Genomic DNA, 25,376 nt, shown 5'->3' with positions numbered 1-25,376 from the left:
CGGCTCGTCTTGGGGAACGACGGGACTGCGGCGTCGTTGATTCGGTGAATTGCAGAGCGGGGCAAGTCCGCTTTCCGCAGACACTCAGGAGGACCGACCCATGCCAAGAATGTTGACGAGTGCCGCCGCGATCCTGGCGCTTGGCATCGGACTGCCGGCCCTGGCCGCCGATGAGACTCCCAAGACCGAGGCCGCCGGAACCGAAGCCGCGGCCGAGCAGACCGAGCAGATGCCCGAGCAGGCCGCCGACGATGCCGGCATGAGCGAGCAGGCGGCCGAGACCGGCGTGACCGAGGGGCCGGACGATCAGGCGGCCGAGACCGGCATGACCGAGGGCGAACCCGCCACGGCCGACGAGGAGCAGGCCGCCGAGGATGCGGGCGCGGCCGAGGACGAGCCGCCCGCCGAGGCGGGCATGGCGGAAGCCGAACCCGCCGCCGGGGACACGCCCGCCACAGCGAGCGCCGAGGACACCACCGGTTCGGGCGGTGCCGCCGAGCAGGTGGACTGGACCCAGTACGTGGGCACGCCCCTCATGTCCGACACCGGAGAGGAACTGGGCGAGATCTCCACGGTCATCGCCGGTCCCGACGGGCAGACCCTTGTGATTATCGAGCGCGGCGGCTTCCTGGGTCTTGGCAGCAAGCAGTACGCCATGATGCCCCGGGACCTGCGGGTCGACGGGGAAACCGTCGTCGTCCCCATGAGCGGCGACCAGATCGCCGAAATGCCCGAGTACGAGGAGCCCGAGCCGACCGAGTAAACCGCGCGACGCACGGCTTTGGCCGTATATCAGGGCCCGTCGGCACCGCGCCGACGGGCCCTTTGTCGTGACGCGGTCGCCGAATTGTCATTTGAAACAGGTTTGGAATTCTGGAATAGTCATCTCATGACGATGAGCAACCGCCACGCCGCAGCCCTGTTGTCCGCCCTGTCCAGCGAGGCCCGCCTGTCCGCGTGGCGCCGCCTGCTGGAAGCGGGCGCGCCCGGCATGACCCACGGTGACCTTGCGGCGGCGTTGGGATTGCCGAAGCCGACGCTGTCCTTCCACCTGCGCGACCTGCGTCAGGCGGGGCTGGTGGAGAGCCGGCGGGAGGGGCGGACGACGGTCTATACCGCCAGCGCGCTGGCGGGAGAGGCCCTGGCGGCCTTCCTCATGGAAACCTGCTGCGGCCACAGGCCGGAGCTTTGTCTCGACCGCACCGGCAAGGAGGGGAGCGCCATGAGCCTCGCGCCCGACAAGGTCTACAACGTGCTGTTTCTGTGTACTGGCAATTCGGCCCGCAGCATCATGGCCGAATGCATTCTCCAGCGCGAGGGACAGGGCCGCTTCCGCACCTTTTCCGCCGGAAGCGCCCCCCGCGGCGAAATCGCGCCGGAGGCCATGACCCTGCTGGTCCGCAACAACTATCCCACCGGGCACCTGCGGTCCAAGAGCTGGGACGAGTTTGCCAAGGACGGCGCGCCGGTGATGGACTTCGTCTTCACCGTCTGCGATGACGCGGCCGGCGAGACCTGTCCGGCGTGGCCCGGCCAGCCCCTGACGGCGCATTGGGGCGTGCCGGACCCCGTGGCCCTCGAGGGTGATGCGCGCCAGCGGGCGCTCGCCTTCGCCGACACCTTCCGGATGCTGACCAACCGGATCAGCGTCTTCTGTGCCCTGCCGCTGCGGTCGCTGGACAAGCTGACCCTGCAAAAGCGCCTGGACGAGATCGGCGGCATGGACGCCGGCAATCCGTCTTCCGCCGACGTGGCCTGAGGGGGCGCGAATTGGGGTTCTTCGAACGGTATCTGTCGGTCTGGGTCGCGCTGTGCATCGTCGCCGGCGTCGGCCTGGGTACGCTGGCGCCCGCGCCCTTCCAGGCGCTGGGCCGGCTGGAGGTGGCGCAGGTCAACCTGCCCGTCGCCGTGCTCATCTGGGCCATGATCGTGCCCATGCTGCTGAAGGTGGACTTCCGCGCCCTGACGCGGGTGCGGGAGCACTGGCGCGGCGTCGGCATCACGGTGTTCGCCAACTGGGCGGTGAAGCCCTTCAGCATGGCGTTGCTGGGCTGGCTGTTCATCGGCTGGCTGTTCCGCCCGTGGCTGCCGGAAGCCCAGATCGACAGCTACATCGCCGGGCTGATCATCCTGGGGGCGGCGCCCTGCACGGCGATGGTGTTCGTCTGGAGCCACCTGACCAACGGCGAGCCGCACTTCACGCTCAGCCAGATCGCGCTGAACGACACCATCATGGTGTTCGCCTTCGCGCCCATCGTCGCCCTGCTGCTGGGCCTGTCCAGCATCATCGTGCCGTGGGAAACGCTGCTGATCTCGGTCGTGCTGTTCGTCGTGGTGCCGGTGATCGCCGCCAACCTGTGGCGCCGGGCCATCCTGGCGCGCGGCGGCGAGCCGGCGCTGAAGCGCACGCTGGACCGCCTGGGGCCGGTCTCCATCGGCGCGCTGCTGCTGACGCTGGTGCTGCTGTTCGGCTTCCAGGGGGAGCAGATCATCGACCAGCCGCTGATTATCGCGCTGCTGGCGGTGCCCATCATCATTCAGGTCTTCTTCATCTGGGGCTTTTCCTACCTGCTGAACTGGTGGAGCGGCGAGGCCCATTGCGTGGCGGCGCCGTCGTCGCTGATCGCCGCGTCCAACTTCTTTGAACTGGCGGTGGCGACGGCCATCGGCCTGTTCGGCTTCGAGAGCGGCGCGGCGCTGGCCACCGTGGTCGGCGTGCTGGTGGAGGTGCCGGTCATGCTGACGGCGGTGCGCATCACCAACGCGACGAAAGGCTGGTACGAGCGGCGGACCGCCGCGACGGCAAAGGAAAAGACATCGTGACCATACGCATCGGTATCAACGGCTTCGGCCGCATGGGGCGCCTTGCCGCGCGGGTCCTGGTGGACGAGCCGGACAGCGGCCTGGAGATCGTCGCCGTCAACGAGATCAAGGGCGGGCCCGAGACGGCGGCGCACCTGCTGGAGTTCGACACCGTCCACCGCCGCTGGCCCCGCGCCATCGGCCACGACGTCGACGGCATCACGGTGGAGGGGCAGCGGTGGGCGTTCTCCGACGCCGCCAGCCCGGCGGACATTCCCTGGACGGGCGACGAGGTGGACATGGTGCTGGAATGCTCCGGCGCCTTCCGCACGCCGGAAAGCCTCCACCCCTATCTCGACCGCGGCATCCGCAAGGTGATCGTCGCCGCGCCGGTGAAGGACGAGCGCGCGTTGAACGTGGTCATGGGCGTGAACCACGACCTCTACGACCCCGACCGCCACCACCTGGTGACGGCGGCATCCTGCACCACCAACTGCCTGGCGCCGGTGGTGAAGGTGATCCACGAGAACATCGGCATCGTCCACGGCTCCATCACCACCATCCACGACGTCACCAACACGCAGGTGATCGTGGATGCGCCGCACAAGGACCTGCGCCGGGCGCGCTCGGCCCTCAATGCGCTGATCCCGACCACGACCGGCTCGGCGACGGCCATCGCGCTGATCTACCCGGAGCTGAAGGGCAAGCTGAACGGCCATGCGGTGCGGGTGCCGCTGCTCAATGCATCCTTGACCGACTGCGTGTTCGAGGTCGCCCGCGACACCACGGCCGACGAGGTCAACGCCCTGTTCCAGGCCGCCGCCGAGGCGGGGCCGCTGAAGGATATCCTGGGGTTCGAGGGCCGGCCGCTGGTCTCCACCGACTTCACCGACGATCCGCGCTCCACCATCATCGACGGGCCGTCGACCATGGTGGTCAACAAGCGGCAGGTGAAGGTCTATGCCTGGTACGACAACGAATGGGGCTACGTGAACCGCATGGTGGAACTGGCCGCCATGATGGGCAAGCGTCTGTAACCCCATGGCGAACGTGCGCGACTACGCTGCGGTCACGGCCGCTTACTGGGCCTTCACGCTGACCGACGGCGCCCTGCGGATGCTGGTGCTGCTGCACTTCCACCGGCTGGGGTTCTCGCCGGTGGAGCTGGCGTTCCTGTTCCTGCTCTACGAGGGCATGGGCATCCTGACCAACTTCTTCGGCGGTTGGATCGGCGCCCGCTTCGGCCTGCGGCTGACCCTGTTCGCCGGGCTGGCGGTGCAGATCGGCGCGCTGCTCATGCTGTCGGCCATGAACCCGGCGTGGACCATGGCGCTGTCGGTGGCCTATGTGATGACGGCGCAGGCGCTGTCGGGCGTCGCCAAGGACCTGACCAAGATGTCCTCCAAATCCGCCGTCAAGCTGGTGGTGAAGGAGGACGCGGCCGGCGGCGGCGGGCAGGGGCTGCTGTTCCGCTGGGTCGCGCTGCTGACCGGGTCGAAGAACGCGCTGAAGGGCCTGGGGTTCTTCCTGGGCGGCCTGCTGCTGGAAGTGCTGGGCTTCGCGCCGGCCCTGTGGGTGATGGCCGGGATGCTGGCGCTTGTGCTCGCCGCCAGCCTGCTGCGGCTGAAGGCGGACATGGGCAAGGCCAAGAGCCCCATCAAGGGCCGCGACCTGTTCTCCAAGACGCGCGAGATCAACCTGCTGTCCATCGCGCGCATCTTCCTGTTCGCCAGCCGCGACGTGTGGTTCGTCGTCGGCGTGCCGATCTTCCTCTATTCGACGCTGGGATGGGACTTCGACGCCGTCGGTGCCTTCATGGCCGCCTGGGTCATCGGCTACGGCATGGTGCAGGCGAGCGTGCCGAAGCTTCTGCGCCGAACCACCGACGCCGCCACCGGCGCCCGCGCCGCGCGGGTCTGGGCCGGTGTCCTGGCGCTGATCCCCGCCGCCATCGCGGCCGCCATGACCCCCGGCGCGCTGGGCCTGACGGGGGGCGACAGCGCCGCTGTTCTCATCGGCGGGCTGCTGGTGTTCGGGGCGGTTTTCGCCGTGAACTCGTCGGTGCACAGCTACCTGATCGTGGCATATTCGGATGCCGACAAGGTCGCCATGAACGTCGGCTTCTACTACATGGCCAACGCCGTCGGGCGCCTGGGCGGCACGCTGGCGTCGGGCGTCATCTACCAGCTTGCCGGGCTGACGGCGACGCTTTGGGCCAGCGCGGCCATGCTGGCCGTGTCGTTCCTGGTGACGCTGGCCCTGCCCACCCTTGCGGCGGAGCCCGAACGGGCCGGTTGAGGCGCGGGCGCGCGGCTGTCATGGTGGAGGGCTCAGTTCCTTCTCCACCTTGGGAGCCCGCGCCATGACGCCCGCCATGCCCTTCCGCGACGACCTGTTTTCCGGCGCCAACGTTCTGGTGACCGGTGCCGGCCGGGGAATCGGGGCGGCGGTGGCGCAAATGTTCCTGGCGACGGGGGCGGAGGTGCTGGCGCATGTGGGCCGCACCGACGACCACGCCGCCCAGTGGCGGGAAACCCTGCCGCTCAGCCAGGCGGGCCGCCTGACCACCGTCACCGCCGACCTGGCGGAGGAAAAGGGCGTCGAGACGCTCGCCGTCGCCGCGCGTGAGGCGTTTCCCGGCGGTCTCTCGGTGCTGGTCAACAACGCCGGCACCATGCTCGGTCGCATTCCTTCGGGAGAGGTGGACGCCGCCCACTACCATCGCGTCGTGGACCTGAACGCGCGGTCTGTGGTGCTGCTGTGTGCGGCGCTGGAGGACCTGCTGGCGACCGGCGCCGGCGGAGCCATCGTCAACACGGTGTCCATCTCCGCCCGCACCGGCGGCAGCCCCGGATCGTCGCTGTATTCTGCCGCCAAGGCCTTCGTCGCGACCCACACCCGCAGCCTGGCGCGGGAACTGGCACCGCGCGGCATCCGGGTCAACGCGGTCTCGCCGGGCACCATCGACACCGATTTCCATGCGCGCTACTCCAGCGCCGAGAAGCTGGCGGCGACGGCCAAAGCCATCCCGCTGGGCCGACTGGGCACGCCCGAGGACTGCGCGCCGTCCTACCTGTTCCTGGCGTCCGACGCGCTCAGCGGCTACGTGACGGGGCAGGTGCTGGAGATCAACGGCGGGCAGTTCATGGGGTGAGCGCGCAGGCTCCGGTGGCGGCGTGCGGGATAGCCACTAAGACACAAAGTACACCAAGAAACCGGGAGAACGCGGATCAACCGCCGGCACCTCGGCAAGAATGGAGTCGGCGGCTTCGCCGCGAAATCGCTCCGCCTTCACCACCGAAAGCACGACGTCCCCATCAGCACACCCTCTTGGTGTACTTCGTGCCTTTGTGGCTATTCTCGCACCCCGGCAGAATCGGCGCACACCGCCTCAATTGTTCTCGATGACGGGCATGGTGCCGCGCGCACCCATCTGCCATTCCACGCCGCCCGCGCCCAGGAAGGCGACGGGGCGGAAGGTGTAGGTCAGCGTCACGTTGACCGTCGTCACCCCGGCGGCATCGGGTCCCTGGCGCGCGACCGTGAGCAGCAGGTCGTCTTCCTTGAGGCCGACGCCCATGGGCAGGGCGGCGGTGCGGACGTCCTCGGCCGTGGCGGCGGGGCGGACGGAGGCCCAGCGCGAGGCCTCGTCGGCCACCAGTTGCAGTGTGTTGAAGTTCCACATGGCGCGGCCCAGCTCGATCAGGGCATAGAGCATGAGGAAGAACGGCGGCAGCAAAAGCGCGAACTCGATGGCGGCGCCGCCGTCCTGGTCGCGCCGGATGCGTCGGGGGTGCAGGCGCGCCAGGAAGCGGCCGCGCCGGGGCGTATCAGTTGACGCGCACACGGGCCACTCCATCGGCATCGATCAGGGTCGCGAGGTCCAGGAAGCCGAGCGGCGTCTGGACCGGCTGGGTGACGGACACGGTGACGTAGGTCGCCGGGAAGGTGCCGTCGGCGCACCATGATCCCGCGGCCACCACGGTGCCGCCGCACTCCAGCGTGGTGCCGACCCCCACCGTCGCGCCCGTGGCGTCGGGCAGCGCGGCGGTGGTGGTGGCGGTGATGGCGGCGGTGTCCATGTAGTCGATGATCGCCCGCTGCGCCCCGGCCCGCGCCGCACTTTCCAGGGTGGTGCGGTGCTGGTAGGCCATCCCCAGGTCGACGAAGGTCACCAGCATGAGCAGCAGCATGGGCGCGGTCAGCGCCATCTCCACCGCACCGGCGCCGCGCGTGTCCGCCAGCATGCGCCGCGCCGGCCCGAGCGCGCGGGCGGCGACGGTCGTGAATGCGGACAGCAGGCGGGCGGGGCGGGTGCTCATCGGGTCCTCCGTTACTGGATCAACGTGACCTTGTAGGCGGAGATCTTCTTCAGGTCGCGGGTAGGGCAGGAGTTGACCACCGCCGAGTTGCCGGAGAACGACACCTGCAGGGCCACCAGGTTCATGCAGCCGTTGGTGCTGTCGCCGGTACCGATCACGTCCACCTTCTGCGACGGGAAATACACCACCCCCTCCAGGTTCAGCGAGCCGGTGCCGTTCAGCGTGTTGGAGATCACAGAGCCGTTCTTGGACGACGGCGCGTCCGGGTCCTGGAACAGGACGATATCCTCCCACGCGCCGCTGGTGGGCGCGCGCAGGTCCACCTCTGCCCCGCCGTTGATGTTCACGGTCGCGTAGTCGGTTCCCTGGCCGGTGAAGATAAGCGTCACGTCGTCGCCGGTGATGACGGCGCCCGAATTGGCCCTGAACTCGCCGCCGTCCAGGATGTAGGTGCCGGGCGTGAAGTGCAGGGTGCCCTTCACGTCGATGCCGCCGCAGACCGTCATGGTGCCGTCGCTTCCGGCGTCCAGCACCACCGAGTCCGAGGGCGAGACGGTCAGGTTGCTGGCTTCGCAGGCGCCGGGGGGAGGGGCGTCGAGGTGCTCGTACGGGTCCTTGACCGGCTGGCGGCCGGTCAGCGGCGGGCCCTCCGTCCAGGTGGTGGTGGGGCTGCCGTTGATCTCGATCCCGCCGGTGACGCTGGCGGTCGTGGCTTCGATGGTGGCCGAGCCGCCCAGGTAAAGCGCGCTGTCGCTGATGCTGTTGACCGCCACGCCGCAGGTCATGAGCATGCTGCCGTTGCCCGTGACCTCCACCGTGTTCGGGTTGTTGCGGTCCAGGCCCAGCACGCAATATTCGCCCACCTCGGCCATGGTGGCGCGGGCGGAGACGGTGACGCTGGCGTCGGTCTCGCCCATCACCTGGGCGTAGAACAGGGGCAGGGGCTGGGTCAGCACGACCTCTACCGCGCCTGGGTCGCCCGCGCCCGTGCCCGAGGCCGGGGCGCCAACGGTGATCGTTCCGTTGACCGAGTCGAAGCCGTTGGATGCGGCGTCGGCGGTGGCGGCGGCCTCGGCGTCCAGTCCGTCGAACTGGGCGAAGGCGCCGGACAGGGCGGCGGCATCGGCGGCGGTCTGAAGGTTGCGGCGCTCCCAGTACCAGGCGCCCACGTCCACGGCCAGGAAACCCATGCCCGCCAGTACCGGGAAGGCCAGCCCCACCATGATCGCGACCGAACCCTGCCGGTCGGCGGGCAGGGACCGGATGCGGCGGACGAGAGCGGCCAGGTTCTTCGGGGCGCGGCGGGACATGACCCTGATCCTCGTTCTGCGGGCGGACTGCCTTTCCCGGTTTCCGGGCTCTACCCATAATGGCCGGGTAAAGGCAACCAGCCTATGACGTACGTCATAGCAGATCATTCTTAAGATTCACTTGAGCCGCGCGACTCGGCTGCGTTGACACAGCGGTGTCGGCCCGTTAACCCGGTGCTTTGAACCCGCTTGAGGACACCTTCCGCCATGGCATCCGACGACCGCCTTCCCGCCGCCGCCGAGGACGCGGACGACGACGAGGACGAGAGCGCCGACTCCGGCCCGCGCCCGCCCGGCGGCAGGTTCTACATGACGCCGGAAGGTCACGCGGCCCTGAAGGCGGAGCTGGACCACCTGTGGAAGTCCCGCCGGCCCGAGGTGGTGAAGGTGGTGGAATGGGCGGCGTCGCTGGGCGACCGCTCGGAGAACGCCGACTACAAGGAAGGCAAGCGCCTGCTGCGCCAGATCGACAAGCGCGTGCGCTTCCTGCGCAAGCGCCTGGACAACGCGCTGGTGGTGGACCCGTCGCAACAGCCCAACCGCCACAAGGTCTTCTTCGGCGCCACCGTCACCTACGTGAACAGCCGCGACGAGGAATTGCGGGTGAAGATCGTCGGCGTCGACGAGGCCGACATGAACGAGGGCAAGATCAGCTGGCTCTCCCCCATCGCCCGCGCCCTTCTGAAGGCCGAAGTGGGCGACGAGGTCGACGTCCGCACCCCGCGCGGCGTGGACACGCTGGAGGTGCTGGGGATCGAGTATCCGGAGAAGGGTTAATCGCCCTTCCGCTGCCGCTTTTCCTCCGCGCCCATGGGCATGGAATCGATCAGGGCCTTGATGTCGGAGACGGCCAGCGGATCGTCGCTGGTTTTCTTCACGGTGCCGTCCTTGCCGATGATGACAATGCGGAAGGCGTCCGCCGGCACGTCGAAGCGCTCACGCATGGAGTCGGGGTCCAGCCGGGCGCCCGAGGCGCCGTCGCCGAGGGCCTTGACCGCGCCAGGGCCGGCGACGACGAAGATGTAGACGTCACGCTCCTGCAACGCCTGTTCCTCGGCCATCAGCAGGTCGATCTGGCTGGTCAGGCGCGAATCGTGGTCATCGGGCCCGAACAGAACGATGAGGCGGTATTTGCCCTCATAGGGCTCGGTGAAGGACTGTTCCACGGTGCCGTCCTCCCTAGCTTCTCGCTTGGTAAATCTCGAGGGCCTGCGGCATCATCTGCTGAAGCTGCTCGATGCGCTGCTGCGGGGCCGGGTGGGTGGACAGGAAGGCCGGCGGACCGCCGCCCCGCTGCGCCATGCGCTGCCACAACTCCACCGCCGCACGCGGGTCGTAGCCGGCCCGCGCCATCATGTTGAGCCCCAGGCGGTCAGCCTCCAGTTCCTGGTTGCGGGAGTACGGCATGTTCAGCCCGTACTGCGCGCCGGCACCCAGCAGGGCGGCAGCCGTCTGCGCGTCGATGCCCGCGATGCCGGCGGCGGCACTGGCGATCTGCACTCCCGCCGAGGTGGCGGCCTGGGTGTTGACGCGCTCGGCGGCGTGGTTTTCCTCGTTGTGGGCGATCTCGTGCGCGATGACGGCGGCCAGTTGCGCCTCGTTCTCGGCCATGCCAAACATGCCCTCGTAGACGCCGATCTTGCCGTTGGGCAGGGCGAAGGCGTTGGCCTCGTCGCCCTGGAAAACGACCACCTCCCACGCCTGCGGGTTCATGCCGCCGGCCCGCAGCAGGCGGTAGGAAACCTGCTGCGCGGCGCGCTGGTAGGTCTGATTGTTGGAGACCGGCGTTTCGGACCGGATCTGCGCCCAGGTCTGCTGGCCCATCTGCCGGACCTGTTCCTCCGGCACCAGGTTGAGGCCGAGGCCGGTGCTGTCGCCGGCGCAGGCCGTCAGGAGCCCGCCGCAGGTAATGACCACCGCCGCCGCGCGGGCGGGGCGCGTTCTGGTGAGCCGCATCAGCACGGAACCGCTCATCCCGTTTCCCCTTGGACTGGTGACACCGTTGTCCGCCGAACGCTGCCGGAGAGCGGGCCGTTGCCGTCACCCGCGTGCGTGGATGACGTCGATGCAGCCGCGCACGGTGGCGTCGGCGGCCGGTATCCACCGCACAATGCGGCCGAAGGCCTGGGCGGCGGTCTCGTAGGGGTGGCGCAGGGCGTCGGCGCCGACGAGGGGGACCGGCGCGGTCGAGGGCGCGACCTCGGCGCTCGCGCGGAATTCCTCGCCGATCAGAAGGCCCGACAGGTAGGCCGGCACCGCCTCTGCCCCCAGGTCGCGGTAGAGCCGCCGGCCGCGCGCGGTGAACAGGCGGTTGAGCAGCCCGCCCGGCTGGCGCGCCGCCTCCAGTCCTTTCAGGAAGGCCGCCTCGTCCCACGGCGCTGATGCGGGGACGCCCTGGCCGAGAATGGTGGCGTCCAGCGCCGCGCGGTACATCTCGCCGGTCATGAAGGTGTGGAAGTCGGTGAGGCGGCCGTCCTTGACCGTCGCCCATTTGCTGTGGGTGCCGGGCAGGCAGAGGATGCCGTCGCGGCGTTCGAGCAGCGCCAGCGCGCCGAAAACCTGCACTTCCTCCCCGCGCATGACGTCCACGCGGTCCGGGTCGGCGGTGTCGACCCGGCAGCCGGGGATGATCCAGGCATCCGCCAGCCCCGGCGCGGCGACCACCTGGGCGGCGAGGTCGGCGGCGGATACGGGCAGCGCCGGCTGCGGCGCGAACAGCCATCCCGTCGGTGCGCCCACCATGCCTGTCATGTAGACGGGCGGCGGGTCGGGGCGGTCCCGCCAGCGCGACAGCATGGCGTGGCAGTAGGCGGGATACTCCGCCGCCGCCACGTCCTTCATGCCCCGGCCGGAGGGGATTTCGCTTAAGCGCTCGGCGGTATCCAGGTCCACCAGCCAGGCGCGGAAGGACGTGGTGCCCCAGTCGACGACGATGGCCTGCCGCCCTGCCATGTCAGCGGCCCCGCAGGCGGCGGAACTCGGCGACCAGGGCGCGGGCGGTCTCGCCCACCTCGGCGGCCGGCCTGCCGGGCTTGTAGAGGTTGGTGCCGTAGCCGAAGCCGTCGGCGCCCGTCTTGTGGAAGGCCTCCATGGTGTCCAGCCCGATGCCGCCGACGGGCAGCAGCCTGGTGCTCGGGGGCAGCACGGCGCGGATGTCCTTCAGGTAGTCCGGCCCCATGCGCGAGGCGGGGAAGATCTTCAGCCCCCGCGCGCCCCTGCGCACGGCCTGAAGCGCCTCCGTCGGGGTCAGGCAGCCGATGAGGGGATAAAGCGCGGCCGAGACTGCGGCGTCGATGACGTCGGCGTCGGTGTTGGGCGTGACCATGAGCTTGGCACCCGTGTCCGCCAGTTGGCGCACCTGCGAGGGCTCCAGAACCGTGCCGGCGCCGGTCAGGACGTGGGGCGGGCAGTGCCTCGCCAGCCTCTCGATGCTGGTGAAGGCGTCGGGCGAGTTCAGCGGCACTTCCAGAAAGCGGAAGCCCGCGTCGATCAGCGCGTTGGCGACGGGAATGATCTCGTCGGGCGTGATGTGGCGCAGGACCGCCACCAGGGGCATGTCGTCGAAGGCTTGGTCGAAGGTGTCGGTCATTGTGGGTGTTCCTTTACCGCCACGCCGCCGTCGCTCGCCGGTCCACGGCCGCCGGCACCACGCCGTGGGAGGCGTCGGAGACGTGTTCCATCAGGTTGCAGGCGGCGATGTCCAGGCGGCGGTGGTCCATGCGTTTCATGCGCTCGGCGTGCAGTTCGGCGCGGCCCTCGTCCTTCGTGGGGTCGATGACCACTTCCCGGTTTTCCAGGAAGGCGACGCGGTCCAGCAGGTCGATGCGGCGGTCGGTGAGCTTCACCCGCAGGATGTCGCCGTTGCGCAGGTACCCGATGCCGCCGCCCTCGAAGGCTTCCGGCGTGGTGTGGCCGATGCAGGCCCCCTTGGTCACGCCGGAATACCGCCCGTCGGTCATGAGGATCGACGACGCCTCCAGCACCCGGTGGTGACGCAGGTTCTGGCTGGGCGAGAACATCTCCGGCATCCCGTAGGCCTGCGGCCCCTGGCCGGCGATGAGGAAGGCGAACGACAGCAGGTGCCGCTCCAGCAGGCCCCGGAAGTTCTCCAGGTCCGGTTCCTCGCCGCCGCCGTTGCGCTTGACCACGGCGCGGATCAGGGCGTCGTCCACGCCCTCCGTCGCCCGCAGGCGGTCGAGCAGGTCGCGGGCGGCGAAGTCGCCGTTGCAGACGTGTTCGTTCTCGTAGTAGCGCACGACGAAGATGTGGTCGTCGAAGCCGGCGTACTGGTCGTCGGACATGCCCGAGACCTTGACCACGCAGGTGTCGAAGAAGCTGCCTCGCAGCACCTCCACCCCCGACATCTTGCGCACCGGCAGGGTGCGGATGACGGCCCGGTCGCCCAACGCCGGGTCCACCGGCGTGTCCAGGTTTTCCGTGCGCGCGCGCCAGGTGCCGGAGACGGTGACGGCGTCCAGGTCCATGGGCACCTTCAGGTCCGACAGCACGCGGTAGAGGCTTTCCATGCCCCGGTGCTGCCCGGCCATGAACTGCTGGGCCAGCACGAAGGTGTCGCGGTTTTCGGTCAGGGAATGGGCGAAGACCTCCGGCACCGGCGTGTTGTCGCGGATTTCCGCATAGTCGTCGATGGTCACGTCAAAGCCCGCGTGCCGCATGATGCAGGGCAGGTGCAAGAGCATGTTGGACGACGAGCCGGTGGCGTTGTGGATGCGCACCACGTTGGCGAAGTTGGCCTTCACCAGATTGCAGACGCTGTATTCGGGCTTGTTCAGAATGCCGAACAGGCAGTCCATCCCCTGGCCCACGGCGGTGTCGGCGGGCACGCCCGTCAGAAGCTCCAGCTCCGGCGGGGTCAGGCCGAAGGCGGCGAGCATGGTGCGCGAGGAATTGCCCGTGCCGTTGAAGGCGCATATGCCGCCGTGGCTGTCGCAGGTGTGTTCCGCCAGTTCGTTCAGGATGCGGCGTTCGGTGTCGGGGTCTATCAGTTCCAGGTTCTTGGCGCGCTTGAGCTGGCCGGCGAAGGCTTCGTCGCTGGAGCACTGGAGGATGTATTCAAGGTTTCCCTCGATGTCTTCGCCCAGTTCGCGATGGCCGTGCTCGCGGGCCTTGGCGGCGATGGTCTCCAGTTCCTTGCGGGTGCCGTCGGGGATCTTGCCGCCCTTGAGCACATGCTCGGGCGCGAAAACGGCCCACACCGGCGCCTGGTCGCCCCGGTGCCGGCGCGCCACCTCCGCCGCCGCGAGGCCCGAGAGGATGGCGCTCGGGCTCTTGTCGCAGCCGGCCAGCACATAGGCCGCGTGGTAGCTGTGGCCCTCGAAGTTGATGTTGACGGCCCGCGCGGTATCGTTGCGCGAGGCGAGCGAATAGCTCTGGCCGATGTTGTTCTGGGCCGTGCCGTCGCAGATGACGGGGACCGAGAACGTGAAGGGCACCCCGCCGCGCTGCCAGATGGCGGCGGCGGCCATCAGCGTGTGCGCCCGGTCCAGCAGGTGGGCCGGATGGTCGGGCGATCCCGCGATGATGGCGACGCGCGGCCGGTTGGTCACCAGCCGGTGCACGACCTCTTTCACCGTCACGCCGCCGCCGAGATCCGCCAGCTTGCTGGAGGGGTGCAGCTCCTTGCGCGCGTCCTCCAGCAGGCGGACGACGGTGATGGGCTCGTTCGCCAAACCCTGGATGCAGTCGCGGTAGGGGTTGGCCTTCTCGTCGATGGTGATGGGCGTGTTGTCGCCCGTGCTTGGGTCTACCATTCCGCGATGCTCCCGTCTTCATGGCGCCAGAGCGGATTGCGCCAGCGGTGGCATTCTGCCGCGCGCTCGATGACGTAGTCCTCGTTGATCTCCACCCCCAGGCCCGGCTTGGTGAGCAGGGGCGTATAGCCGTCGGTGATGGTCAGCGGGCTCGGGTCCACCAGGTAGTCGAGCACGTCGTTGCCCTGGTTGTAGTGGATGCCCATGCTCTGTTCCTGGATGAACGCATTGTGCGAGATGAAATCCAGGTGCAGCGAGGCCGCCAGGGTCAGCGGCCCGAGCGGGCAGTGCGGCGCCAGCGCGACGTCGAAGGTTTCCGCCAGCGTGGCGATCTTGCGCGCCTCCGTCAGTCCGCCGCAGTGGGAAATGTCGGGCTGGACGATATCCACGCAGCGGTCTTCCAGGATGGGGCGGAAGTCGTAGCGCGTGAACAGGCGCTCGCCGGTCGCGATGGGGTAGCCGAGGCCGGCGGTCAGCGAGGGCAGGGCGTGCAGGTGCTCGGGCAGGACGGGTTCTTCCACGAACAGGGGGTGGAAGGGCTCCAGCTCCCGCAGCAGCGCCTTCGCCATGGGGCGATGGACGCGGCCGTGGAAGTCGATGGCGATGCCGACCTCCGGCCCGACGGCTTCCCGCGCTTCCGCCACGCGCGCCACGGCCTCGTCGACCCTGGCGTGGCTGTCGACGATTTGCAGTTCCGGCGTGCCGTTCATCTTGAAGGCGGTGAAGCCCTTGGCGACGACCTCCTTCGCCTGACGGCCGACATCGTGGGGACGGTCGCCGCCGATCCAGCAGTACATGCGCATCTTCTCGCGCACCGCCCCGCCCAGCAGTTCATGCACGGGCACGCCCAGCGCCTTGCCCTTGATGTCCCACAGGGCCTGGTCGATGCCCGCGATGGCCGACATGAGGATCGGCCCGCCGCGATAGAAGCCGCCCCGGTAGAGGCTCTGCCAGATGTCCTCGATGCGGCGCGGGTCGCGGCCGATCAGGGTATCGGCGAACTCCTCCACGCAGGCCTGGACGGTGTGGGCGCGGCCCTCCACCACGGGCTCGCCCCAGCCCGACACGCCTTCGTCGGTCTCGATCTTCAGGAACAGCCAGCGCGGGGGCACGAGCCAAGTCTTGAGTGCTGTAATTTTCATGACACTGGCTCCTAATCCACCATCCACATGGCGATCTCGGGATAGAACAGGATCGCGGCCAGCACCATCAGCTGCATGGCGATGAAAGGCAGCACGGCCGTGTAGATATGCTGGAGCGTGATCGACGCGGGCGCCACACCCTTCAGGTAGAAGGCGGCCGGGCCGAACGGCGGGCTCAGGAAGCTCACCTGCATGTTGACGGCGAACAGGATGCCGAACCAGATGGGGTCGTAGCCCAGCTTGACCACGATGGGGACGAAGATGGGCAGGGCCAGCATGGCGATGCCGATCCAGTCCAGGAACAGGCCCAGCACCAGCAGGATCGCCATCATCACCATGATGATGACCACCGCCGGGGCCTCGATGCCCAGGATGGAGCTGGAGACGAAGGCGTTGCCGCCCATCAGGTTGTAGACGCCCACCAGCGCGGCGGCGCCGATGCCGATCCAGATAATCATGCCGCAGGTGTTGATGGTCTGGACGACCGACTTCTGAAGCAGGCCCAGCGTCAGCTCGCGGCGGATGATGGTGGCCGACAGCACGCCCACCACGCCCATGGCCGCGGCCTCGGTGACCGAGGCGATGCCGCCGTAGATGGTGCCCAGCACCAGGAAGGCGATCATGGCCGGCAGGATGATGGCGCGGATGGCCTTCAGCTTCTCTTCCAGCGGCATGTGCGCTTCCTCGTCCGACAGCGGCGGGCCGAGGGACGGGTTGCGGATGCAGCGGACAAGCACGTAGGTCACGTAGCACAGCATCAGGATCACCGCCGGAGTGATGGCGGCGGTGAACAGGTCGGCGATGGAGACCGATGCGATCAGTCCGTAGATGATGAGCACGATGGACGGCGGCATCATGGTGCCCAACGCGCCGCCGGCGCACACGACGCCGATGGAGATGTTGCGGTCATAGCCGAGCCTGAGCATCTGCGGCAGCGCCAGGATGCCCAGCAGCACGATCTCGCCGCCGATGATGCCCGACATGGCGGCCAGGAAGAAGGCCACCACCAGCGTCTGCACGCCGACGCCGCCGGGCACGCGGCCGGCCAGGATTCTCATGCCGTTGAACAGGTCGCGCGCGAGGCCGGATCGGTCCAGCAGGCTCGCCATGAAGACGAACATGGGCACGGCGACCAGCGAATATTCGGTGATGAACCCGTAGACGCGGCTGGTGACCAGCGGCAGGGCGTTGGGGCCGAACCAGCCGAAGGTGAAGAACAGGGCGACGAGGCCCGTGACGAAGGCGAGCGGCAGGCCCGTCAGCAGCAGCAGGAAGATGCTGCCGACCAGGGCGTAGGTGCCCCACTCGATGCCCATGGCGGAAAGGCCGAGGTTCCACATGGCGTCAGCCCTCCTTGCCCAGCGTGGTGGAGACCGGGCCGGGGCCGCCGCCCTTGTCCTTGCCGCCGCCGTGGTCGTCGTCGGCATAGCCCTTGCCGCGGATGGCGTTGACCAAGTGGAAGATGGTCTGCACCAGCATCACGGCGACGGAAATCAGGATGATGGTCTTGGTGAAGGCCGGAAACGGCGGGTTCCACGAGGTGCCCGACCGCTCAAGCTGGATGGCGCCCAGCGGCGAGTGGGTGGACTTGTAGAACATGATCCACGCCGCGAAGGTCATGCCCGACAGGAACACGAAGGTGATGATGGAATTCACCACGTCCAGCCATCGCTTGGCCTTGGGTCCGACCCAGTCGTAGATCAGGCGCACGCGGATGTGCTTGTCGCGGGCCAGCGCAATGGGTCCGCCCAGCGCGAAGATGACCGAGATCAGGAACACGGTGGTCTCGTGCACCCAGGACGTCGGATTGTTGAAGGCGTAGCGCATGACGACTTCGTAGACGCTGATGACGGCGCCGACGAAGACCAGCCAGGCGAACACCTTGGCGGATTCCGCCACGGCGAAGTCCAGCACGGTGCGGATGTGGCCTTCCTGGCCGCTGCGGTCCACGGGCTGCTGTCCGGCGTCGGTGTTGGACAGTTCCTCGTAGGCGTCCCGGTCGGTCGGGCGGTTGGGAAGCTTGGTCATGGCGGGGACCCCTCGGCCGTCGCCGGGCGCATCTGGGGACCGGCGGGACAGGATCGAAAATCGAAAAAGGAAAAGGCGGGCGGCGGACGGGCCGGATGGGCACCGTCCGCCGCGCCGTCAACCGCTTACATCAGGTTGCGGGCCTTCAGGAACTCGGTGACCGAGTCATAGACCTTCTGGGTCATCTCGTTCTTCTCGGCCCAGTTCTTCCATTCCTGCTGGGCGATGTTGCGGAACTTTTTCCGCTCCTCCGCCGGCAGGTCGACGATCTCGATCTCGGGGTCCTGGCGGGCTTCCTGAACGGCCTCGATGTCGTTCTTCTTCAGCTCGAAGACCATGTTGTAGGCCAGGTCGTCGGTGGCCACTTCCATCATGGTCTTGATGTCGTCGGGCAGGCCGTCCCAGATCTGCTTGTTCATGGAGACCGCGACCATGGGCAGGCTGTGGAAGCCCGGATAGTTCGGATAGCTGGCGAACTCGTGCAGGCCCTGCGCCTGGTTGGTGGCGAACACCGTGTAGTCGGCGGCGTCGATGACACCCTTTTCAAGCGCGGTGTAGACCTCCGAGCCCGGCAGGTTCACGGGGGCCGCGCCGGCCTTGGAGAAGATGTCGTAGACCATGCCTTCCGGCGCGCGCAGCTTCAGGCCCTTCAGGTCTTCCACCGTGCGGATGGGCTTGGAGGAGGGGAAGGATTCCAGGCCCGTCGCGGCGGCGCCGATCAGGTGCACGCCGTAGGGCTGGACCAGCTCGTTGTACAGCTCCTCGCCGCCGCCGTGCTTCATGTATTCCAGGAACTCCAGCGGGTCACCCCAGGCGCCCACCAGGTTGCCCAGCATGGAGAACGCCGGGTTCATGCCCGAGAAGTAGCTGGGATCGGTCAGGTGGCCCTGCAGGATGTTGGCGCCCACGGCTTCCAGCGTCTGGTTGTGGGGCACGACGGCGCCGGTGGGCAGGATCTCGATCTCGACCCGGCCGCCGGACATCGTCTCGATGTTCTCGGCCCACTCCTGCTTGAGCTTGAACTGCGGCTCGCCGGCGGTCTCGGACGTCTGGAACGTCCAGTTGTATTCGGCCGCGAGCGCACCCTGGGTGGCGACGGTCGACAGGCCGACGGCAACCGTGGCGGCGACGGCCACGCCTGCGACCTGCTTGGCTGCACGGGTGATGGAGAGATGAACCATGTGTGCTTCCTCCTGGAGTCCTAGCCTTCCTGGCGTCAGGCTCGGCGATTGGGCGACGCCTTCTTGGGGGCGTCGTCCGGGGCTTGAGCGTTCGGCGCGGGCCCCGGCCCGGCATCCGGGTCGGGCGTGATGCCCAGGTCGAACGCGGTGCGCGCCATGACCCTGCGGGCGGCCTCCTCGGCGTCCTCGGGTCGGCGCAAACGGATGCATTCCATCAGGTGACGATGGCGGCCCAGGCTGTCGCGCAATTCCTCCGCCGTTTCGTTGGAGGTGCGCACGACCAGCGTGATGGAGGGCCGCAGGATGTGGGCAAGCTGGGCCCACACCAGATTGTGCGTGGCGCGGTAGATGGCGGCGTGAAAGGCCACGTCATGGTCGGAAAAGGCGGTGCGGTCCCATTCCGCGCCGGCCTCGGCCCCGTCCAGTGTGGCCTCCATGCCGTGGAAGGCCTCTTCCATCGCCAGCAGGTCGCGGGCGGTGGCCTTGCGGGCGGCCAGGGCGGCGATGGTGGGTTCGGTCGCGTGGCGGAACTCGAAGATTTCCGCCAGGAAGTCGGGGTTGGGCTGGGCGTACTCGGCCATCCAGCGGGTGACCATGGGGTCCAGCAGGTTCCACTCGCGGAACTCCTCGACCACCGTGCCCTTTCCAGAAATGCGGCGGACGATGCCCAGCGACGACAGGATCTGAAGGCCGTTGCGCACGCTGGGGCGGCTCATGCCGAAGGAGTCGCACAACTCGGTCTCCTTGGGCAGCATCTCGCCGGGGCGATAGCGTCCCGAGAACAGGCCGGCGGCCAGTTCCTCGGCCACCCGGTTCCCCAGGTCGCGAGAGGCGTTGGTGCTTTGCGGAGCCGCCGGGGACATCACGGTGCGCCTTTCCAGTTCGTGCGAACTATACTAGGCTATGTCAGACATAGTGTTCAACAAAGTCTTACCTTGCAGCGCAAAAGTGAGTTTTGCAGTGCGGCAAGACGCGCGTGGCACTTTCCCCTACGTCAACGTATCAGCGGCGGATAAGGATCGAGACCCATGCAGGACGGACCGATCGTGAGCCTCGGCGAGGGGCTGATGGAGCTGAACCAGACCCGCGGGTCCGACCAGTCGTACATGCCGGGATTCGGGGGCGACACCTCCAACACGGCCGTCGCGGCGGCCCGGCAGGGGGCGCGGGCGGCGTTCATAAGCGCGGTGGGGGCGGACACTTTCGGGGACGACATGCTCGCCATGTGGCGGCGCGAGGGCGTGGACACGCGCCATGTGCGCCAGGTGGCCGACGCGCCGACGGGCATCTACTTCGTCTCCCACGGCGCGGAGGGGCACCGTTTCGCCTACTACCGCGCGGGCAGCGCCGCCAGCCGCATGGCGCCCGCCGACCTGCCGCTGGACGCCATCCGCTCGGCGGGCATCTTCCACTGCTCGGCGATCAGCCAGGCGATCAGCGCGCCGGCCTGCGACTCGGTGTTCGCGGCGCTGGAGGCGGCGCGGGAGGCCGGCGTCACCACCTCCTACGACACCAACCTGCGGCTGAAGCTGTGGCCGCTGGCCCGCGCCCGCGCCATCATCGCCGGCACCATTCCGTATGCCGACATCCTGCTGCCGGGGCTGGACGATGCCCGCCTGCTGACGGGCCTGGACGACGCCGACGCCGTGGTCGACCTCTACCTGAACCAGGGCGTGAAGGTCATCGCGCTGACCATGGGGCACGAGGGCGTGCTGGTTGCCACGCCCGACGGCCGTCGCCGCATTCCGCCGCGCAGGGTCAAGGCGGTGGACGCAACGGGGGCGGGCGATGCCTTCGACGGCTGCTTCCTGGCACGCCTGCAACTCGGCGACGACCCGTTCGCGGCGGCGGAATACGCCAACGCGGCGGCGGCCCTGTCGACGACGGGTTACGGCGCGGTGGCGCCCATTCCCCATGCCGAAGACGTGCGCAAGGCCTTGGGGGACTGAACGTTTCGCGCGCGACGGTGTCACCAGCCCCAGGTGCCGGGGCCGCCCTTGAAGGGTCCTTCGATTTCGCTGGTGATCCACCCGCCGTAGAAGCTGCCCTCCTGCGGCATCGCCTGTTCGTCGCCGACGAAGCAGGCGTCCACCATGTCGGGATAGAACGCCAGGCAGTCGGCGATGGGGTAGTAGGGCGCGGCCGGCTCGGGATAGGACCAGGCGGCGCGCTCGGCCGTCGCGCTGCCGACGCGGATGGTCCAGTAGGTCGCGCGGCCCTTGAACTCGCAGAACGAACGGGGGCCCGGCGCGGCCGTCAGCAGGTCCAGGCGCACGTCGTCGGGCGGGATGTAGTAGACCGGCGGATGGCTGGTTTCCAGCAGGCGGAAGCCGCGCCGGGTGTCGGCGATGGTCTCGCCCGCAAAGACGACCCGCAGCCGGCTGGAGGCGGGCTCCAGGCGCGGCGGGCGCGGATAGTCCCAGACGGATTCCCGTGGGCGGTCGGTCATGGCGTGGCTCTCCCTCGGCTTGCGGCAGAGGGGCATACGGGTGCGTCGGGGGCGCGGATCAAGCCCCGTGCTTCTTCAAAAGCCTTCGGAAGCGGTGATAGTCGAGGCCCAGGCGGCGCGCGGCCTCCTTCTGGTTGAAGCGCGCCTCCTCCAGCGCGCGGGTCAGCAGCGTGCGTGCATGGGCGTCGACGGCGGCGTCGAAATCGACCGGCAGGGCCGGGCGGCGTGCGGATCGCGGGACGTCCTTTGGCTCCTTTTCCGCCTCCTCCGTCGCCTCCTCCGTCGCCGCATCCTTCGCCACCGCCGACGGACGCGGTTCCGGGCGCGGATAGCCGACGAAGGGATCCACCGTCACGGACGCAAGCGGCGTATCGGCGTCCGGCGCCAGGGCCACCGACCGCTCCACCGCGTTGCGCAGCTCGCGCACGTTGCCCGGCCAGGGGTGGGCCAGAAGCTGGTCCATGGCGGCCTCGGAGAAGCCTGCGAACAGCGGCCGCCCCAGGTCGCGGGTCATGGACAGGGCGAAGTGGTCGGCCAGCAGCGGGATGTCGTCGCGCCGCTCGCGCAGGGGCGGCAGGGTGAGCACGGCGAACGCCAGCCGGTCCAGCAGGTCGGCGCGGAACTCGCCGGCCGCCGCCATGGCCGGCAGATCGGCGTTGGTGGCGGCGACCAGGCGCACGTCCACCTGCACCGTGGCGCTGGAGCCGACGCGCTCGAAGGTGCCGTATTCCACCGCCCGTAAAATCTTCTCCTGCACCGACAGGGGCGCGGTGCCGATTTCGTCCAGGAACAGGGTGCCGCCGTCGGCCGCCTCGAACCGGCCCATGCGGCGGCGGGTGGCGCCCGTGAAGGCGCCGGCCTCGTGGCCGAACAGTTCGGCGTCCAGCAGGCTTTCCGGCAGGGCGGCGCAGTTGACCTTGACGAAGGGCTGGTCCCAGCGCCGCGACAGGTAGTGCAGGCGGGCGGCGATCAGCTCCTTGCCGGTGCCGCGCTCCCCCAGGATCACCACGGGCCGGTCGATGGGCGCGAGCCGGCTGACGGTCTCCAGCATCTCCAGGAAGACGCGGGATTCTCCCAGCAGGGGCGCCGGGCCCGGCGCGGTGGCGTTATCCGCTTCATAATAGTCCATGTCGCAAATATATGGTGGAATGCGTTACGGCGCAATTCGGCCGTTTCAATGGAAAACGGTGGAATTCCGCCATTCCCGCGGTTTGGCACACCCTTTGAAAGGAGGGGTGCGAAACCAAGCGCAACGCCTGTCGGAGAGACCATCATGGGTATTTTTTCGCGCCTCAGCGATATCGTGAACTCCAACATCAACAGCATGCTGGAGCGCGCCAAGGACCCGGAGAAGATCATCCGCCTCATCATCCAGGAAATGGAAGACACCCTGGTGGAGGTCCGCTCCAGTTCGGTCCGCACCATCGCCGAGAAGAAGGACCTGGAACGCCGCATCGCGCGGCTTGAGGACGAGCACGCCGAGTGGGCCGAGAAGGCCGAACTGGCCCTGCGCAAGGACCGCGAGGATCTGGCGCGCGGCGCTCTCGCCGCCAAGGCCAAGGCCGCCGAGGCCATGGCGGCGCTCAAGCAGGAACTGGTCAACATCGACGACGCCCTGGCCCGCCAGTCCGAGGATCTGGCCCGCCTGCAGGACAAGCTGGCCGACGCCAAGGCCCGCGAGCAGGCGCTCAAGACCCGTCACTCGGTGGCGTCCAACCGCCTGAAGATGCGCGGCCAGATCCACGACGACCGCATGACCGATGCCTTCCGCCGCTTCGAGCAGGTGGAGCGCGACCTGGACGAGATGGAAGGCAAGGTCGAAAGCTACGACCTGGGCCGCAAGCAGCAGAAAAGCCTGGCCGACGAGTTCGCCGACCTGGAAACCAACGACGCGGTTGAGGACGAACTCGCCCGCCTGAAGGCGAAGGTGAAGTCCGGCGGCGAGGGCTGACATGGAATTCGTCGTCTTCGTACTGGGCTTCCTGGCCCTCGCGATCGTCGCGCCCATCGCCATCATCGGTCACTACGTGACCCGCTGGCGGTCCATCCGCACCCTGTCGACGGAAGAGGAGCGGACCCTGACCGACCTGCTGGCGTCCACCGACCGGATGCGGGAGCGCATCACCAACCTGGAAAAGGTCCTCGACGCCGAGGCCCCCGGCTGGAGGAATGACGCATGAGGTATGACCGAACCATGGACGGCAGCCGGCCCTTCCGCCTCTACCGCGACCGCCGGGAAGCCTGGATCGCCGGCATCGCGGCAGGCATGGCGGACTACGCCGGGATCGACGTGCGGGTCGTCCGGGTGGCCTGGGTGCTGGCGCTGATCTTCTTCACGCCGCCGGCCATCCTGGCCTATCTGGTGATGATCTTCGTCATCCCGGCCAAGCCCGAGGACCTGTATGAGTCCGACGAACAGCACGAACTGCGCCGCAAGGTCCACCTGAGCCCCGGCGACGCCCTGCGCGAGGCCTGGGCCCGCATGCGCGAGGCCGAGGATCGCCTGGGCCGCATGGAGGCCGCTGTGCTGTCCGAGGAATTCCGGCTGCGGCGAAAATTCCGCGACCTGTAAACCTTCCTTAACCCGGCGGTGTTACAGTACCGGTCGATGTTTCCTCCCTGAACTTGAGCCGGCGGACCGCGCCCCCACGGTCCGCCGTTTTTTTATGCGCGCACCGCCCGCACCACGCAGACCGCCGAGAGCAGGCACAGGCTCGGCACGATCAGCGCGAACGCCCACCATGTCGGGATGCCCAGCATCATGGAGCTGTCGTTGAAGCGGTGCATGTCCAGCCCGCCCAGCGTCATGCGCCAGGCCAGGGCGGCCGCGACCAGGGCGAAGGCGACCTCCACCGCCCGCGCGAGGCTTGCGCGCAGCCGATCCGGCAGTCTGCGGACCACCAGGTCGACGGTGACGTGCCCGCCCACCCAGTGGCCGTAGGGCAGGAACAGGAACACCGCCACGCCCACCAGCCGCTCCACCAGCTCGTAGTCGCCGAGGATGGGGCTGTCGAAGGCCGCCCGGCCGGTCACGCTGGCAAGCGTCACGCCCATCGCCCCCACCAGCGCCAGGCCGCCCAGAACGGCCAGCCCCTTCGCCGCCCCGCCGATCAGGCGGATGGGCAGGGGCTCGAGAAGGGAATGCGCGGTGTGGCGGCGGCGGTCGGTCATGGCGCGGCCGTTGTATCCGAACCGCGGCGCCAGCGCCACGCCCCGCTGACCATCGGCCGTTTCGAGTCGCCCCTTTCGAGTCGCCCCTTTATCGCGCGGCCCTTCGCCCCCACTTCATGTCGGAAAGCCCCGTCAGGCCCTGCCGAAAGGATTCTCCAAGGATTTCGCGGCGGGAACGGTTACGGTGGGTTGGCTGTTGAGACCGCAGGGGAAAAGCGGCTCAGGGAGATAAAGGAGTGCCGATGCAGGTCATCCTGGCTCAACCGCGAGGCTTCTGCGCGGGCGTGGAACGGGCGATCGACATCGTCGAACGCGCGCTGCGGAAGTACGGTCCCCCCATCTACGTCCGGCACGAGATCGTCCACAACAAGCACGTCGTCGAACAGTTGCGCGCCAAGGGCGTCGTGTTCGTCGAGGACCTGGACGAGGTGCCGCCCGGCGTCGTCACCATCTTTTCCGCCCACGGTGTCGCCCGCTCGGTGGAGGATTTGGCGGCCGACAAGGACCTGCCGGTCATCGACGCCACCTGTCCGCTGGTCTCCAAGGTCCACATCGAGGGCCGCAAATACGCTGCGCAAGGGCGCGAGGTGATCCTCATCGGCCACGCCGGCCACCCCGAGGTGGAAGGCACGGTCGGGCAGATCCCCGGCACGGTGCACGTCATCTCCACGGCGGATGACGCGCGGGCCCTTGAGGTCGCCGATCCCGACAAGCTGGCCTACGTGACCCAGACGACGCTGTCGCTGGACGACACGCGCGGCGTGGTGGATGCCCTGAAGGAGCGGTTCCCCTCCATCGCCGGTCTGGACACCAAGGACATCTGCTACGCCACCCAGAACCGTCAGCGGGCGGTGCGGGTGCTGGCGGAGCAGTGCGACCTGCTGCTGGTCGTCGGCGCCGCCAACTCCAGCAATTCCAATCGCCTGCGCGAGATCGGCGCGCTGATGGGCGTGCCGTCGTACCTGATCAACGACGCGCGCGAGCTTGATCCGGCCTGGCTCGCGGGCCGGCAGAAGGTGGGTGTGACGGCCGGTGCCTCGGCGCCCGAGGTGCTGGTGGAGGGGCTGATCGATGCGCTCCGTGCCCATGGCGCCGACGAGGTAACCGTGCTGGAGGGCGTGGAGGAAACCGTGCGCTTCCGCCTGCCGCGCGAGCTTCAGGACGAGGCCGAGGCCGAGACCAGCGCCGCCGAATGAGTTC

The 25,376-nt window shown here is 68.5% G+C and carries 28 protein-coding genes; 12 read left to right on the top strand and 16 right to left on the bottom strand.

The features are described 5' to 3' along the window. Window positions 1-100: 100 nt before the first annotated feature. The 6 genes from LG334_RS18555 (at window position 101) to LG334_RS18530 (ending at window position 5,956) form a co-directional block, all read left to right on the top strand. Window positions 101-763 carry a hypothetical protein gene (locus LG334_RS18555; RefSeq protein WP_404380296.1) on the top strand — a complete coding sequence of 221 codons (663 nt, stop codon included), beginning with the start codon at window positions 101-103 and terminating at the stop codon, window positions 761-763. A gap of 126 nt (window positions 764-889) precedes the next feature. Continuing rightward, a complete protein-coding gene (locus LG334_RS18550; protein WP_404380294.1) occupies window positions 890-1,759 on the top strand; it encodes a metalloregulator ArsR/SmtB family transcription factor in 870 nt (289 codons plus the stop codon). Window positions 1,760-1,770: 11 nt separating this feature from the next. Further along, entirely contained in the window at window positions 1,771-2,823 is a 1,053-nt protein-coding gene (arsB, locus tag LG334_RS18545; protein WP_404380292.1) for an ACR3 family arsenite efflux transporter, read from the top strand. Then, the gene (locus tag LG334_RS18540; RefSeq protein ID WP_404380290.1) at window positions 2,820-3,839 is read left to right on the top strand and encodes an ArsJ-associated glyceraldehyde-3-phosphate dehydrogenase; all 1,020 of its coding nucleotides are present in this window, start codon (window positions 2,820-2,822) and stop codon (window positions 3,837-3,839) included. Before arsB ends, LG334_RS18540 begins: the two co-directional genes overlap by 4 nt. A gap of 4 nt (window positions 3,840-3,843) precedes the next feature. Beyond that, window positions 3,844-5,100, top strand: coding sequence for an organoarsenical effux MFS transporter ArsJ (gene arsJ, locus LG334_RS18535; RefSeq protein WP_404380288.1), 1,257 nt, complete (start codon window positions 3,844-3,846; stop codon window positions 5,098-5,100). Between the two features lie 64 nt (window positions 5,101-5,164). Beyond that, window positions 5,165-5,956: an SDR family NAD(P)-dependent oxidoreductase gene (locus tag LG334_RS18530; RefSeq protein ID WP_404380286.1), complete on the top strand. Its 792-nt coding sequence runs from the start codon at window positions 5,165-5,167 to the stop codon at window positions 5,954-5,956. A gap of 237 nt (window positions 5,957-6,193) precedes the next feature. Here the strand turns inward: LG334_RS18530 and LG334_RS18525 are convergent, their stop codons facing one another. The 3 genes from LG334_RS18525 to LG334_RS18515 are packed head-to-tail and all read right to left on the bottom strand — an operon-like array spanning window position 6,194 to window position 8,434. Then, complete coding sequence (locus tag LG334_RS18525; protein ID WP_404380284.1) at window positions 6,194-6,649, bottom strand: TadE/TadG family type IV pilus assembly protein; 456 nt, start codon at window positions 6,647-6,649, stop codon at window positions 6,194-6,196. Continuing rightward, window positions 6,633-7,124, bottom strand: a complete 492-nt coding sequence (locus LG334_RS18520; RefSeq protein ID WP_404380282.1) for a TadE/TadG family type IV pilus assembly protein — start codon at window positions 7,122-7,124, stop codon at window positions 6,633-6,635. Before LG334_RS18520 ends, LG334_RS18525 begins: the two co-directional genes overlap by 17 nt. A gap of 11 nt (window positions 7,125-7,135) precedes the next feature. After that, complete coding sequence (locus LG334_RS18515) at window positions 7,136-8,434, bottom strand: pilus assembly protein TadG-related protein (protein ID WP_404380280.1); 1,299 nt, start codon at window positions 8,432-8,434, stop codon at window positions 7,136-7,138. Between the two features lie 207 nt (window positions 8,435-8,641). Here LG334_RS18515 and greB point away from each other — a divergent pair, with 207 nt between their 5' ends. Then, the gene (gene greB, locus LG334_RS18510; protein WP_404380278.1) at window positions 8,642-9,211 is read left to right on the top strand and encodes a transcription elongation factor GreB; all 570 of its coding nucleotides are present in this window, start codon (window positions 8,642-8,644) and stop codon (window positions 9,209-9,211) included. Here the strand turns inward: greB and LG334_RS18505 are convergent. From LG334_RS18505 to LG334_RS18460, 10 genes are all read right to left on the bottom strand, one after another. Further along, the gene (locus LG334_RS18505) at window positions 9,208-9,600 is read right to left on the bottom strand and encodes a DUF4174 domain-containing protein (RefSeq protein ID WP_404380276.1); all 393 of its coding nucleotides are present in this window, start codon (window positions 9,598-9,600) and stop codon (window positions 9,208-9,210) included. The two genes, greB and LG334_RS18505, sit on opposite strands and share 4 nt — an antisense overlap. 13 nt (window positions 9,601-9,613) lie before the next feature. Then, window positions 9,614-10,408: a M48 family metallopeptidase gene (locus tag LG334_RS18500; RefSeq protein ID WP_404380274.1), complete on the bottom strand. Its 795-nt coding sequence runs from the start codon at window positions 10,406-10,408 to the stop codon at window positions 9,614-9,616. 66 nt (window positions 10,409-10,474) lie between these two features. After that, a complete protein-coding gene (locus LG334_RS18495) occupies window positions 10,475-11,386 on the bottom strand; it encodes a 2-dehydro-3-deoxygalactonokinase (protein ID WP_404380272.1) in 912 nt (303 codons plus the stop codon). A 1-nt stretch (window position 11,387) separates the two neighbouring features. Then, on the bottom strand, window positions 11,388-12,023 hold the full coding sequence (locus LG334_RS18490) for a 2-dehydro-3-deoxy-6-phosphogalactonate aldolase (protein WP_404380270.1): 636 nt from the start codon (window positions 12,021-12,023) through the stop codon (window positions 11,388-11,390). Window positions 12,024-12,036: 13 nt separating this feature from the next. Further along, window positions 12,037-14,205: a dihydroxy-acid dehydratase gene (locus LG334_RS18485; RefSeq protein ID WP_404380268.1), complete on the bottom strand. Its 2,169-nt coding sequence runs from the start codon at window positions 14,203-14,205 to the stop codon at window positions 12,037-12,039. Beyond that, the gene (gene dgoD, locus LG334_RS18480) at window positions 14,199-15,347 is read right to left on the bottom strand and encodes a galactonate dehydratase (RefSeq protein ID WP_404380266.1); all 1,149 of its coding nucleotides are present in this window, start codon (window positions 15,345-15,347) and stop codon (window positions 14,199-14,201) included. Before dgoD ends, LG334_RS18485 begins: the two co-directional genes overlap by 7 nt. Window positions 15,348-15,358: 11 nt before the next feature. Next, window positions 15,359-16,687: a TRAP transporter large permease subunit gene (locus LG334_RS18475; RefSeq protein WP_404380264.1), complete on the bottom strand. Its 1,329-nt coding sequence runs from the start codon at window positions 16,685-16,687 to the stop codon at window positions 15,359-15,361. A gap of 4 nt (window positions 16,688-16,691) precedes the next feature. Next, window positions 16,692-17,375, bottom strand: coding sequence for a TRAP transporter small permease subunit (locus LG334_RS18470; protein WP_404380262.1), 684 nt, complete (start codon window positions 17,373-17,375; stop codon window positions 16,692-16,694). A 125-nt stretch (window positions 17,376-17,500) separates the two neighbouring features. Continuing rightward, window positions 17,501-18,556 (bottom strand): TRAP transporter substrate-binding protein, encoded by a 1,056-nt coding sequence (locus tag LG334_RS18465; RefSeq protein WP_404380260.1) that lies wholly within the window; start codon window positions 18,554-18,556, stop codon window positions 17,501-17,503. 35 nt (window positions 18,557-18,591) lie between these two features. Next, window positions 18,592-19,419 carry a FadR/GntR family transcriptional regulator gene (locus tag LG334_RS18460; RefSeq protein WP_404380258.1) on the bottom strand — a complete coding sequence of 276 codons (828 nt, stop codon included), beginning with the start codon at window positions 19,417-19,419 and terminating at the stop codon, window positions 18,592-18,594. A gap of 165 nt (window positions 19,420-19,584) precedes the next feature. On the opposite strand from LG334_RS18460, the gene LG334_RS18455 reads away from it, so the two are divergent. Then, window positions 19,585-20,505 carry a sugar kinase gene (locus LG334_RS18455; RefSeq protein WP_404380256.1) on the top strand — a complete coding sequence of 307 codons (921 nt, stop codon included), beginning with the start codon at window positions 19,585-19,587 and terminating at the stop codon, window positions 20,503-20,505. Between the two features lie 20 nt (window positions 20,506-20,525). Here LG334_RS18455 and LG334_RS18450 read toward each other — a convergent pair whose 3' ends face one another. Together LG334_RS18450 and pspF are read right to left on the bottom strand one after the other, a co-directional pair. Further along, window positions 20,526-21,005, bottom strand: coding sequence for a DUF427 domain-containing protein (locus LG334_RS18450; RefSeq protein WP_404380254.1), 480 nt, complete (start codon window positions 21,003-21,005; stop codon window positions 20,526-20,528). Window positions 21,006-21,063: 58 nt separating this feature from the next. Then, complete coding sequence (pspF, locus tag LG334_RS18445; RefSeq protein ID WP_404380252.1) at window positions 21,064-22,134, bottom strand: phage shock protein operon transcriptional activator; 1,071 nt, start codon at window positions 22,132-22,134, stop codon at window positions 21,064-21,066. 144 nt (window positions 22,135-22,278) lie between these two features. Here pspF and pspA point away from each other — a divergent pair, with 144 nt between their 5' ends. From pspA to LG334_RS18430, 3 genes are read left to right on the top strand one after another with little or no spacing between them, the layout of a single operon-like run. After that, entirely contained in the window at window positions 22,279-22,956 is a 678-nt protein-coding gene (pspA, locus tag LG334_RS18440; protein WP_404380250.1) for a phage shock protein PspA, read from the top strand. Between the two features lies 1 nt (window position 22,957). Beyond that, entirely contained in the window at window positions 22,958-23,185 is a 228-nt protein-coding gene (pspB, locus tag LG334_RS18435) for an envelope stress response membrane protein PspB (RefSeq protein ID WP_009541466.1), read from the top strand. Further along, entirely contained in the window at window positions 23,182-23,577 is a 396-nt protein-coding gene (locus tag LG334_RS18430) for a PspC domain-containing protein (protein ID WP_404380247.1), read from the top strand. The genes pspB and LG334_RS18430 overlap by 4 nt, the downstream gene beginning before the upstream one ends. Window positions 23,578-23,669: 92 nt before the next feature. On the opposite strand, the gene LG334_RS18425 is transcribed toward LG334_RS18430, so the two are convergent. Then, entirely contained in the window at window positions 23,670-24,176 is a 507-nt protein-coding gene (locus tag LG334_RS18425; protein WP_404380245.1) for a TRAP transporter small permease, read from the bottom strand. 242 nt (window positions 24,177-24,418) lie between these two features. On the opposite strand from LG334_RS18425, the gene ispH reads away from it, so the two are divergent. Beyond that, the gene (gene ispH / locus LG334_RS18420) at window positions 24,419-25,372 is read left to right on the top strand and encodes a 4-hydroxy-3-methylbut-2-enyl diphosphate reductase (protein WP_404386412.1); all 954 of its coding nucleotides are present in this window, start codon (window positions 24,419-24,421) and stop codon (window positions 25,370-25,372) included. The last annotated feature ends 4 nt before the right edge of the window (window positions 25,373-25,376 follow it).

The organism is Caenispirillum salinarum (assembly GCF_044803115.1).
Classification (GTDB): domain Bacteria; phylum Pseudomonadota; class Alphaproteobacteria; order Rhodospirillales; family Rhodospirillaceae; genus Caenispirillum; species Caenispirillum salinarum_A.
Note: the sequence above shows the minus strand (reverse complement) of the source record. Positions and strands in the feature narration are given on the sequence as shown.

Excerpts from the sequence above, each read along its gene's own strand:
- LG334_RS18465 (WP_404380260.1), bottom strand. The coding sequence starts at position 18,556 with ATGGTTCATCTCTCCATCACCCGTGCAGCCAAGCAGGTCGCAGGCGTG.
- LG334_RS18495 (WP_404380272.1), bottom strand. The coding sequence starts at position 11,386 with ATGGCAGGGCGGCAGGCCATCGTCGTCGACTGGGGCACCACGTCCTTC.
- pspF (WP_404380252.1), bottom strand. The coding sequence starts at position 22,134 with ATGGACTATTATGAAGCGGATAACGCCACCGCGCCGGGCCCGGCGCCC.
- pspB (WP_009541466.1), top strand. The coding sequence starts at position 22,958 with ATGGAATTCGTCGTCTTCGTACTGGGCTTCCTGGCCCTCGCGATCGTC.
- ispH (WP_404386412.1), top strand. The coding sequence starts at position 24,419 with ATGCAGGTCATCCTGGCTCAACCGCGAGGCTTCTGCGCGGGCGTGGAA.
- LG334_RS18425 (WP_404380245.1), bottom strand. The coding sequence starts at position 24,176 with ATGACCGACCGCCGCCGCCACACCGCGCATTCCCTTCTCGAGCCCCTG.
- LG334_RS18530 (WP_404380286.1), top strand. The coding sequence starts at position 5,165 with ATGACGCCCGCCATGCCCTTCCGCGACGACCTGTTTTCCGGCGCCAAC.
- LG334_RS18490 (WP_404380270.1), bottom strand. The coding sequence starts at position 12,023 with ATGACCGACACCTTCGACCAAGCCTTCGACGACATGCCCCTGGTGGCG.
- LG334_RS18470 (WP_404380262.1), bottom strand. The coding sequence starts at position 17,375 with ATGACCAAGCTTCCCAACCGCCCGACCGACCGGGACGCCTACGAGGAA.
- LG334_RS18455 (WP_404380256.1), top strand. The coding sequence starts at position 19,585 with ATGCAGGACGGACCGATCGTGAGCCTCGGCGAGGGGCTGATGGAGCTG.
- LG334_RS18475 (WP_404380264.1), bottom strand. The coding sequence starts at position 16,687 with ATGTGGAACCTCGGCCTTTCCGCCATGGGCATCGAGTGGGGCACCTAC.
- LG334_RS18460 (WP_404380258.1), bottom strand. The coding sequence starts at position 19,419 with ATGTCCCCGGCGGCTCCGCAAAGCACCAACGCCTCTCGCGACCTGGGG.
- LG334_RS18520 (WP_404380282.1), bottom strand. The coding sequence starts at position 7,124 with ATGAGCACCCGCCCCGCCCGCCTGCTGTCCGCATTCACGACCGTCGCC.
- arsJ (WP_404380288.1), top strand. The coding sequence starts at position 3,844 with ATGGCGAACGTGCGCGACTACGCTGCGGTCACGGCCGCTTACTGGGCC.
- LG334_RS18485 (WP_404380268.1), bottom strand. The coding sequence starts at position 14,205 with ATGGTAGACCCAAGCACGGGCGACAACACGCCCATCACCATCGACGAG.
- LG334_RS18450 (WP_404380254.1), bottom strand. The coding sequence starts at position 21,005 with ATGACCGACCGCCCACGGGAATCCGTCTGGGACTATCCGCGCCCGCCG.
- LG334_RS18555 (WP_404380296.1), top strand. The coding sequence starts at position 101 with ATGCCAAGAATGTTGACGAGTGCCGCCGCGATCCTGGCGCTTGGCATC.
- pspA (WP_404380250.1), top strand. The coding sequence starts at position 22,279 with ATGGGTATTTTTTCGCGCCTCAGCGATATCGTGAACTCCAACATCAAC.
- LG334_RS18500 (WP_404380274.1), bottom strand. The coding sequence starts at position 10,408 with ATGAGCGGTTCCGTGCTGATGCGGCTCACCAGAACGCGCCCCGCCCGC.
- LG334_RS18550 (WP_404380294.1), top strand. The coding sequence starts at position 890 with ATGACGATGAGCAACCGCCACGCCGCAGCCCTGTTGTCCGCCCTGTCC.
- greB (WP_404380278.1), top strand. The coding sequence starts at position 8,642 with ATGGCATCCGACGACCGCCTTCCCGCCGCCGCCGAGGACGCGGACGAC.
- LG334_RS18515 (WP_404380280.1), bottom strand. The coding sequence starts at position 8,434 with ATGTCCCGCCGCGCCCCGAAGAACCTGGCCGCTCTCGTCCGCCGCATC.
- LG334_RS18430 (WP_404380247.1), top strand. The coding sequence starts at position 23,182 with ATGAGGTATGACCGAACCATGGACGGCAGCCGGCCCTTCCGCCTCTAC.
- dgoD (WP_404380266.1), bottom strand. The coding sequence starts at position 15,347 with ATGAAAATTACAGCACTCAAGACTTGGCTCGTGCCCCCGCGCTGGCTG.